The sequence below is a fragment of the Brenneria corticis genome (assembly GCF_003115855.1).
Classification (GTDB): Bacteria; Pseudomonadota; Gammaproteobacteria; order Enterobacterales; family Enterobacteriaceae; genus Brenneria; species Brenneria corticis.
This window is the reverse complement of sequence record NZ_KZ819117.1, coordinates 1-8115: the sequence shown is the minus strand read 5'-3', so window position 1 is coordinate 8115 and position 8115 is coordinate 1. Positions and strand designations below refer to the sequence as shown.

Genomic DNA, 8115 nt, shown 5'->3' with positions numbered 1-8115 from the left:
TTTGCTTTTCGTCGGCGTAAGAAATCACGCTGAGGTGGACGACCCCGCGAATGCGCCGCAGGGAAGCGGCGCAAGCCAGTGCCGCGTCGGACAAAAACGCCGGGAGCGTTTTTGAACAGCGCTTGCGCTGGCCCGCCAGGGCGAGTCTCAGGGATGAGACGAGTATTCCGTCACTGGCGGTTCGGGAAAGGGGGCGACCGCCGAAGGCATTGCGTCAGCGACGTGATTTCAGCCACAGCCCGGGTCCGGAGGGTGGTGGCGCTTGAACCACCCTGCGTCGGGCGCGTGCTGTGACATAGCATAGAAATGACGGCCTTCTAGCGCACGAAATAGCGCTGAACTCACATATACCGTTAACAGTATATGTGACTAAGAGACAGTCGCAGGAGAGGGAGCAAGCTAGCTCCTCCTAAAACCGGCTGACGCAGCGCATCGCCACCGCTTTGAAATCCGCGAAATCCCGACTGTCGCGCAGTTGGCTCATGGCGCGCTCGCGCAGAAAGGTGACGAACAGATCGTAAATCGCCATCGCCTCCTCGTATTCGTTTTTGTTGATGGCGAGCAGGAAAATGACGTACGCCGTCTCATCGCCCCACGGAATTCCCCGCGGCGCCAGTACGGTATAGACCACCGTTTTGCGCGCCAGCAATCCCAGCGAGTGGGGCAGCGCAATGCCTTCGCCGAGCATGGTGCTGACGATGGATTCGCGCTCCGCCACCGAGGGCAGAAAGTCGGCGCCGACGTATCCCTCTTTTTGCAACTGGCGGCACAGTTGGGTAAAAAGCGTCTGCTGGCTGATGGGCTGGTCGATGATGCGGAAGTGGTCGGCATCAAAATATTTTTCCAGAATCCACGGCCGGGTTCTGTCCACCAGCACCAGTTTGCCGATCTGTTCCAACTGATAGTCGGTGGGAAACGGCGTCATGGTCACCACCGGTTTATCTTTCTCCGTCACCCGGGCGGTGGCGATGACGAAATCCTCATCGATGGCGCCGCGCTGTTCGTAGTCCCGCAGGGTTACCGTTCCGGCGACCTCAATCTGCGGGTATTTGCGCAGCAGCAGCGCTTCAATCATGCGGATGGTGGAGTTGCCGGTGTCGCACACCAGCAGCACGCGCGGCCGGCGCTGATAACCGATGTTGTAATGGCGCTCCAGCCCCACGCCGATATGCAGCACCAGAAAGCCGATCTCGTTTTCGCTGATCGTATAGGGCGAATATTTCCCCCAGCTCGATACCGCCGCCAGCGTCATATCCCACGCCATCGGGTAGTGCTGTTTGATGTTGTCCAACAGCGGATTGGGAATATTTATCTGATAGCGCACGCGGGTGATCATGGTTTTGATATGGGTCAGCAGGTCGGCATGCAACTGCTCGTCGTTGAGCAGGTGGTAGTTATAGTGGGTGTTGATATAGCGCAGCAGGTAGTTGACCAGCGCCTCATCGTCATCAGCGCTGATGGCGCTGGGAGAGATATCCTGAATCTGGCGCGCGGCGATATGTACCCTGAGCCAGTTTTCTTCCGCCGGCGCGAGCGGTTTGTCCGCCAGCCGCCGCAGGATATCCGCAATGCGCCGCGCCGCGTCCCGCACATTGTCATCCACATCGTCGGCGGCAAACTCCGGCAGGGGATAGCCTTCGCTGATGCGCCTGACGGCAACGGCGCAGTAAAGCCGCAGGAATCGTTCGCCTTCATCGGTCAGGCGAATATGACAGCGGTGGAAACAATCATGCAGCGCGTCCGCCAGGCGAGGAAGGATACCGGGCGCGAGCGCCTCTTCGGTGATCAGCGGATCGGCGCCGTCCCGCTGGGCCAGTTCCCACAGCAGGTCGGTCAGACAGGCGCGAATCGCCGTCTCGTCGCCAAACAGCTTCATGCCGTGGCGCGGGCGGGTTTCAATGCTCAGGTCGTAGCGGCCGAGCCATTCGCGCACCTCCGCCATATCGTTTTGTAACGTGGCGCGGCTGACGAACCACGCCTCGGCGAGATCCTCCAGCTTGAGGGAAAACGACGCGGTCAGCAAGCGCACCACCAGATAGCGAATACGCGCCTGCGACGTCCGCGGGGTGCGCCGCGGGCGCGGACGGCTTTCCTGTAGCGCCCGGTAGCGCGCCGGGTCGTCGATTTTCAACTGGTAGCCGTTGCCCCGGCTAAGCACCAGCCGGGCGCCGTGGCGCGCCAGCAGCGCATTGAGCGCGGTGATGTCGGCGCGAACGGTGCGCGTGGAAACCGACAGGCGCTGCGCCAGTTCATCCTGCGGCAGCGTCTCGTTTTGCAACAGATCAAACAACCGGGTCAAACGTTGGTTGGGGAATTGCACGCCCTTTTCCTCTTATCTTGCCGGCGCGACGCCCGTTGATGCGCTATCGTGGCCGCCCCGCTACGCTACGCGCTGTTTCACGATGGCGAGCAGGGCGCGTACGTCCTCCGGCCGGGTGTCGCCGCTCTGTTTATCGATAATCGAACTGTAGACGTGGGGGATGATTTTGCTTACCCCGGCATCCAGCGCAATCTGCAGGATATCGCCGACGTTGTCCAGATCGATGCCGCCGGTCGGCTCCAGCCAGAAGTCGTGGCGCGCGCAGGCGTCGGCCACCGCCTGATATTCGTCGCGGCAGCCTAGCCCGCCCATCGGGTAATACTTGATCGAACTGCCGCCCATATCTTGCAGCAGGGCGATGGCGGTATCGATGGGGACGATGCCGTCCGGCGACCGGCTGCTGCGCGGGCCGGTGGAAATCTTTACCCACCCCGGCCGGCCCGTCGGCGAGACCAGACCGTTCACCACCGTATCATGCTGGCCGAGCAGCGCGCGGCTGGCCGCCACGCCGGTAAACACCTGGTTGACGTGCTGCGGCTGCACCTCGCGGGCAATGTCGCCGACCATCGCCGACTGGTTGGGGTCGCCCGCGCCCAGCCCGACGGAAAGCGCGTTATCAATCAGTTTGGCATAATCGCGCATATCCGCGACCGCGCTGGCCACGTCGGGATAGTTTTTGGACAGCACGCCGACCAGCACGTGGCCCTCGGCGGCGTCATAAACGGCGCGGGCGTTGGTTTTCGAACCCGCCAGCACATTCAGGCAAACGCGGTCGCGGTAAAAATCGGGGGTCAGTTTCATGCGCATTTCTCCTGATGCAGCACGGCGCGAATACGGCGATAGACAATGTCCAACTGCTCGGCCGTCACGCTGCGCACGTCCGCTTCGATAATGCCTGCGTTGGCCTTGTAGCCGCGAAAATAGATGGCGTACTCGCCCTGCTTTAAGGCGTCGATTAAATCGGCGGTGGCGACGCCGGCGATGGCCTGGTCAAAGGTGATTTCGGCGCGGGCGATATCGCGTCCGGCGCTGTCCCACACCACGCGGGCGGAGACGCCCTCCAGCGTATTCAGCCGGCTGATGAAGTCGCTCATCTTTTCCACCATCTGCGCGCCGCTCTCTTTCACGGCGCCGAGATAATGTTCAATGGCGCAGGTCAGCCCCAGAATGCCCTCTTTGCCGACTTTCATGGCGCGTCCGATGCCGCCGGACTGGCGTTTCACCCACTCGACGTAGCGCGCTTTGCCGATCACCAGGCCGCTGGTGGGGCCTTCAATCGCCTTGGCGCCGCTGTAGATCACCAGATCGGCGCCGGCGCGGTAGTAGCGCTGCAAGTCTTCCTCGGCCGCCGCGTCGACGATCAGCGGCACCCGGTATTCACGCGCCACCGCCGCCGCCTGTTCTACGCTGAGCATGCTTTTCTGCACGCAGTGATGGGATTTGATATACAGGATCGCGGCGGTGCGCGAGGTGATGCCCGCGGCGAGCTGAGCGGGCGAGCATTCGTTGGCGTAGCCGGCTTCCACCACCGCGCCGCCGCCGAGCGCCACCATCGCGCCCACCGGCGCGCCGAAGTTGACGTTATGGCCTTTCGGCAACAGGATATGGTTGTTTTCGATGGGCGTAACGTGCAGGTTTTCCAGCAGCCAGTCGCTGTCCTGCACCAGCACGGCGGCAACCGACTGCGCGATGCCGGCGCTGGCGCAGGAGACCACGACGGCGCCTTCCACGCCCAGCAGCCGCGCGATGTACTCCCCGGTTTTGTCCACCAGATCTTTGATTTCGAAGTAGTGGTTCATCCCCGCGACGACGGCGTCCACCACCTCCGGGTGCGGGGTGGACACCCCGAGCGCCGTCATGCGCCCGGAGGCATTAATTACCTGTTTTAACTGATATTTATCATAAATCGACGGCATGTGACGTTCTCCCGTGTTCGGTCAGGAAGCCTTTGCCCGCCCGGATGGCGGCCAGCGGCAGCAGCAGATGCTCGGCCTGAAGGCTGTCGTCGGCGCAATCGGTCAATACGACGGGCCGGCGCTTCAGGTCAAACAGCGTCAGGTCGGCGTCGAGGCCGACGGCCAGGCGGCCTTTACGCGCCAGACGCAGCCCGTCGGCGGCGTGGGCGGTGACGCAGTCAATCACCTGCGGCAGCGACATGCCGAGGGCGAGGAACTTGGACATCACCTGCGCCAGGCTATACACCGGCCCGTTGATGCGGTTGCGGCAGTAGATGTCGGAACTGATGGTGTGCGGCAAAATTCCCTGGCTTATCGCCTGCCTGGCGACCGCGAAGCTGAAGCTGGCGGAGCCGTGGCCGACGTCAAGCCGCACGCCGCGCGCCAGCGCCTGCGAAATCGAGGCGCGTAATTGCCCGGTCGGCGTCAGAATACGGTTCGGCTTGCCGTTATAGCAGTGGGTGATGATGTCGCCTGAGGCCAGCAGCGCGGCGATCTCGTCCAGATCGGGCGGGGTGTTGCCGATATGCACCATCAGCGGCAGGCCGCCGTTTTCCTGCTGGAGCGCCTTGGCGCGCGCCAGCGGCGCGATGCCGTTGTCGCCCACCACGCTGCCGCTGAGGCGGGCTTTGAGCCCGACGATAAAGTCCGGGTGACGCTTTACGGCGTCGCGCACCGCGGCGCCGTCGATGTGCGACAGGTCGGCCAGCTCATTCTGGGCGATCAGCCCGACGCGAGAAATATTCAGCAGTGCGTAAACCTCGGTGGCGGCGGCGCGCGTCAGGCGGTAAAAGTCGTCCACATCGTCCGCGCCGGTGCTGCCGGCGTCCACCACGGTGGTGACGCCGGCGGCGATCCCCACGCTGTCCGGCTCATCGTGATAAATCGGCGAAGCCGGGTAGCAGTGGACGTGGGAATCGATCCAGCCGGCGCTGACATAGTGTTCCCCCTGAAGGTCGCATTCCTTGCGCGCCGGGCCGGCGACGTCGCCCAACGCCGCGATGCGTCCGTCCTGAATGGCGATATCGCTCAGCGTATCATCCGTCAGCCGGGCGCGGCGAAGGAGTAAATCGAACATGGTTGCCTCCTGTTGAGACGGGCGCCGCGGCGCCCGCCGGATTAGCTGATGGCCACCGGGAAAAAGGTCCCGAACAGCATCGCCCCGAGGATCGCGCCGCCGGTGATCGGTTTCTGCCACAGATAGAACAGCAGGGCGCCCAGCAGCGAGCCGACGCCGATGGGAATCGAGGCGCTCATCGCGCTGAGGATAATCAGCGGGCCGAGAAAGCGGCCGGAGGCGTTGCCCGCGCCCATCATGACGTCGGCGCCGTAGGTGGAGTCGCTCTGGTTGATGGTGAATTTACGCGCCAGAATAATCAGGTAGCCGATCGCCAGACCGATGACCAGTCCGGTTACCAGCGAGGCGGCGAAGTTGGCGACCGGGAAGACAAAGCCCGCGCCGAGCAACAGCGCCGGCACGCCAAGACCGACGCCGGTCTGAATGGCGCCGCCGATATCCAGAATGCCCACCAGCGAACCTTCGATAATGCGGGCGAACAGAAAGCTGGCGCCGAACGCGGCCACCGCGCCGTAAACGCCGGTATCCATTCCTGCGCGCAGCATGGAAACAAACGCCACTTCGTTGAACGCGCCGATGCCGTAGAGGTAATACATATGCGTACCGGCGAATACGCCGGAGGAGAGCAGGCCGACAAAGATCGGAAACGACCAGTCGGCATACCAAAACCCTTTATTCTCTTCCATTGTTGGCTCCTGTTATTTTCCGCTCAGCGCGTTATGGATGCGATCCAGCCAGTCCGGGACGGTCAGGTGGAAAGATTCGATCATCTTCATATCGAAACCGCGGAAGAAGGCGCTCAGCACGAACAGGGCGACGATGGCGGTCATCATGATTTTGGTGACCCGGTTCCAGCCGCTCTCTTCAACGCCTTTGCCGATCAGAATCCCCAACACCAGCCCCGGCACGGCGTTGCCCATAATCAGCTGCGCCGCGCCGCCGAATACGGTGGCCCAAAAGCCCGATTTTTTGCCGGCGTCGATCGCCGCCAGCCAGAAGATCACCGGCATCACGATATTGACCAGCAGGTTGGCGGCCGGCACCAGCACTTTCACCGCCGTCACCTGCAAGGCTTCCGGCACCGAGGAGGCGGTAAGGTTGAGGAAGGTGACCACCACCATGCCGACGATGCCGCAGGCGATGGCCATTTTTCTCGGATCGTGCAGGGTTTGCGCCACGTTACGGTTTTTCACCATCAGCGCCGCCGCGCCCCAGTTGGGGATGATGCGATGGTCGACGTCCTGGGTGAAGGCGCCCGCCGCCACCGACGAGGCCCAGGCGTTAAAGAAGAAGCCCAGCCCGAAAGAGAAGTGAGACGCGGGATCGCCCTCGCAGGCGTTCAGTTCGCCCAGGGTTCGAAACGCGCCCATGCCTTGCGTGGTGGGCGCGTGAAACATGCGCGCCGCCCCGGCGCCCACGCCCACGCCGACCAGCGCGCCGATGATGAGCGATTTCATTAATATTATTAAGAACATCAGCCAGCCCCTTTATATTGAACATTCGCCGTTTGGCGCCATCAGCGTTGGGTAACGAAATCCACCTTATCGAGATTGATGGCCGTCACGTTGACGGTGACATCCAGCTCCACGCTGTAGGTGCGCCGTTGCCGGCGCAGAAAGAAAAACAGAAACGCTTCGTTACGCGACGCTTCACGCGCGGCGATAACCTGCACGTCCTGCGGCTCGATGCGCAGCAAAATGTGGGGTGAAGATTTCATCACGGCGGCCTGAACGTGGTTCAGGGCGTCGGCGAAGGCTCTGCTCTTGCTCTCCCCCTTGCCGCTAACGCGCACCGTGGCGGTGAATTGCGTTTTCATGGTCAGCCGCCGTATTTCTTTTTCCAGGCTTGCACCAATCGTTCGCCCAGCTCTTCTTTATCCATAAAGCCGAAGCCCAGCACGTTGCAGCCGTCGTTGATGGCCGTCACCCCTTCCTCCACCGAGCGCATGCCGTATCTGGCTTTGTAGCCATGCTTATTCTGCGCGGTGATCGCCCCGGCGCCGCCGCTGCCGCAGAAAGAGATGCCGAAGTCGGCGTTTTCCGCCTTCATCACGTCGCCGAGCTTCATATCGGCGGCCATGCCGGGCACCACCACCGCCTGCCCGCCCGCCTTCTCGACGCCCGCCGCCACTTTCTGCCCTTTTCCCAGACGATCGCCGATGACTACGCTGATTTTTCCCATCATTCACTCCTGAAAGTTAAAGGTTCTCTTTTGCCACTTCGAAGTGGACCGACAGCAGCCAGGCTTCTTCATCGGGAAGATTGGCGAACTCCGCCACCACCTCGCGCGCCAGGCTCATCGAGTCGGCGGAAATCTCGTCGAACAGGTCGGCGTCCACTTCCGGCAGCGGTTCGCCGGTCACCGACCGGTGCGCCATCGCCCGGACGTGGGAGGTCAGCATCTGCGTCTGCACCGCGTTCGGGATGATGTTGTGGCGCTTGAGTAGCTCGTCGATCCATAGCAGCATGCGATCGGCGAGTTGCCGGCTTTGCTCCGCTTCACGACTCCCGTTTTCGTTCATTACCGCTCCGTTATGCACATGTGTTACCTGTTTGATGGCGTTGTGGGCACACTAGCGCCGACGGAGGAAGGTTTGTAGCGAGTTGTTTTCCACTTCAAAGTGGAAATCGGCAGGGCGTTGGCGATCTTCGCCACAGAATAGGCGCGTAGCGAAAAGGATGACGTGAGGGAAATCAGCCGGTTGGACGGGGCGAATAAATATCCTCCGGCATAGCCGGAGGTTTTTCATATGCGCCTGTAAG

10 protein-coding genes are annotated in these 8115 nt (G+C 62.1%); all 10 read right to left on the bottom strand.

Annotated features, from left to right (window positions below; all coding sequences use genetic code 11):
• Positions 1-409: 409 nt before the first annotated feature.
• Entirely contained in the window at positions 410-2320 is a 1911-nt protein-coding gene (locus DDT56_RS23935; RefSeq protein WP_136168850.1) for a BglG family transcription antiterminator, read from the bottom strand.
• Between the two features lie 60 nt (positions 2321-2380).
• Positions 2381-3121 (bottom strand): 2-dehydro-3-deoxy-phosphogluconate aldolase, encoded by a 741-nt coding sequence (dagF, locus tag DDT56_RS23930; RefSeq protein ID WP_136168849.1) that lies wholly within the window; start codon positions 3119-3121, stop codon positions 2381-2383.
• Positions 3118-4236 carry a DgaE family pyridoxal phosphate-dependent ammonia lyase gene (locus DDT56_RS23925; RefSeq protein ID WP_136168848.1) on the bottom strand — a complete coding sequence of 373 codons (1119 nt, stop codon included), beginning with the start codon at positions 4234-4236 and terminating at the stop codon, positions 3118-3120. Before DDT56_RS23925 ends, dagF begins: the two co-directional genes overlap by 4 nt.
• Positions 4220-5353 (bottom strand): amidohydrolase/deacetylase family metallohydrolase, encoded by a 1134-nt coding sequence (locus DDT56_RS23920; RefSeq protein ID WP_136168847.1) that lies wholly within the window; start codon positions 5351-5353, stop codon positions 4220-4222. The genes DDT56_RS23925 and DDT56_RS23920 overlap by 17 nt, the downstream gene beginning before the upstream one ends.
• Positions 5354-5394: 41 nt before the next feature.
• Positions 5395-6039 carry a DUF4310 family protein gene (locus tag DDT56_RS23915; RefSeq protein ID WP_136168846.1) on the bottom strand — a complete coding sequence of 215 codons (645 nt, stop codon included), beginning with the start codon at positions 6037-6039 and terminating at the stop codon, positions 5395-5397.
• Between the two features lie 12 nt (positions 6040-6051).
• On the bottom strand, positions 6052-6828 hold the full coding sequence (locus tag DDT56_RS23910; RefSeq protein WP_136168845.1) for a DUF4311 domain-containing protein: 777 nt from the start codon (positions 6826-6828) through the stop codon (positions 6052-6054).
• A 41-nt stretch (positions 6829-6869) separates the two neighbouring features.
• The gene (locus DDT56_RS23905) at positions 6870-7169 is read right to left on the bottom strand and encodes a DUF4312 family protein (protein WP_136168844.1); all 300 of its coding nucleotides are present in this window, start codon (positions 7167-7169) and stop codon (positions 6870-6872) included.
• Positions 7170-7171: 2 nt separating this feature from the next.
• Positions 7172-7534 carry an SFCGS family glycine-rich protein gene (locus DDT56_RS23900; protein WP_136168851.1) on the bottom strand — a complete coding sequence of 121 codons (363 nt, stop codon included), beginning with the start codon at positions 7532-7534 and terminating at the stop codon, positions 7172-7174.
• 16 nt (positions 7535-7550) lie between these two features.
• On the bottom strand, positions 7551-7874 hold the full coding sequence (locus tag DDT56_RS23895) for a glycine dehydrogenase (protein ID WP_168197684.1): 324 nt from the start codon (positions 7872-7874) through the stop codon (positions 7551-7553).
• Positions 7875-7925: 51 nt separating this feature from the next.
• On the bottom strand, positions 7926-8115 hold a 190-nt coding region (locus tag DDT56_RS24690), incomplete at its 5' end, for a hypothetical protein (protein ID WP_210417081.1).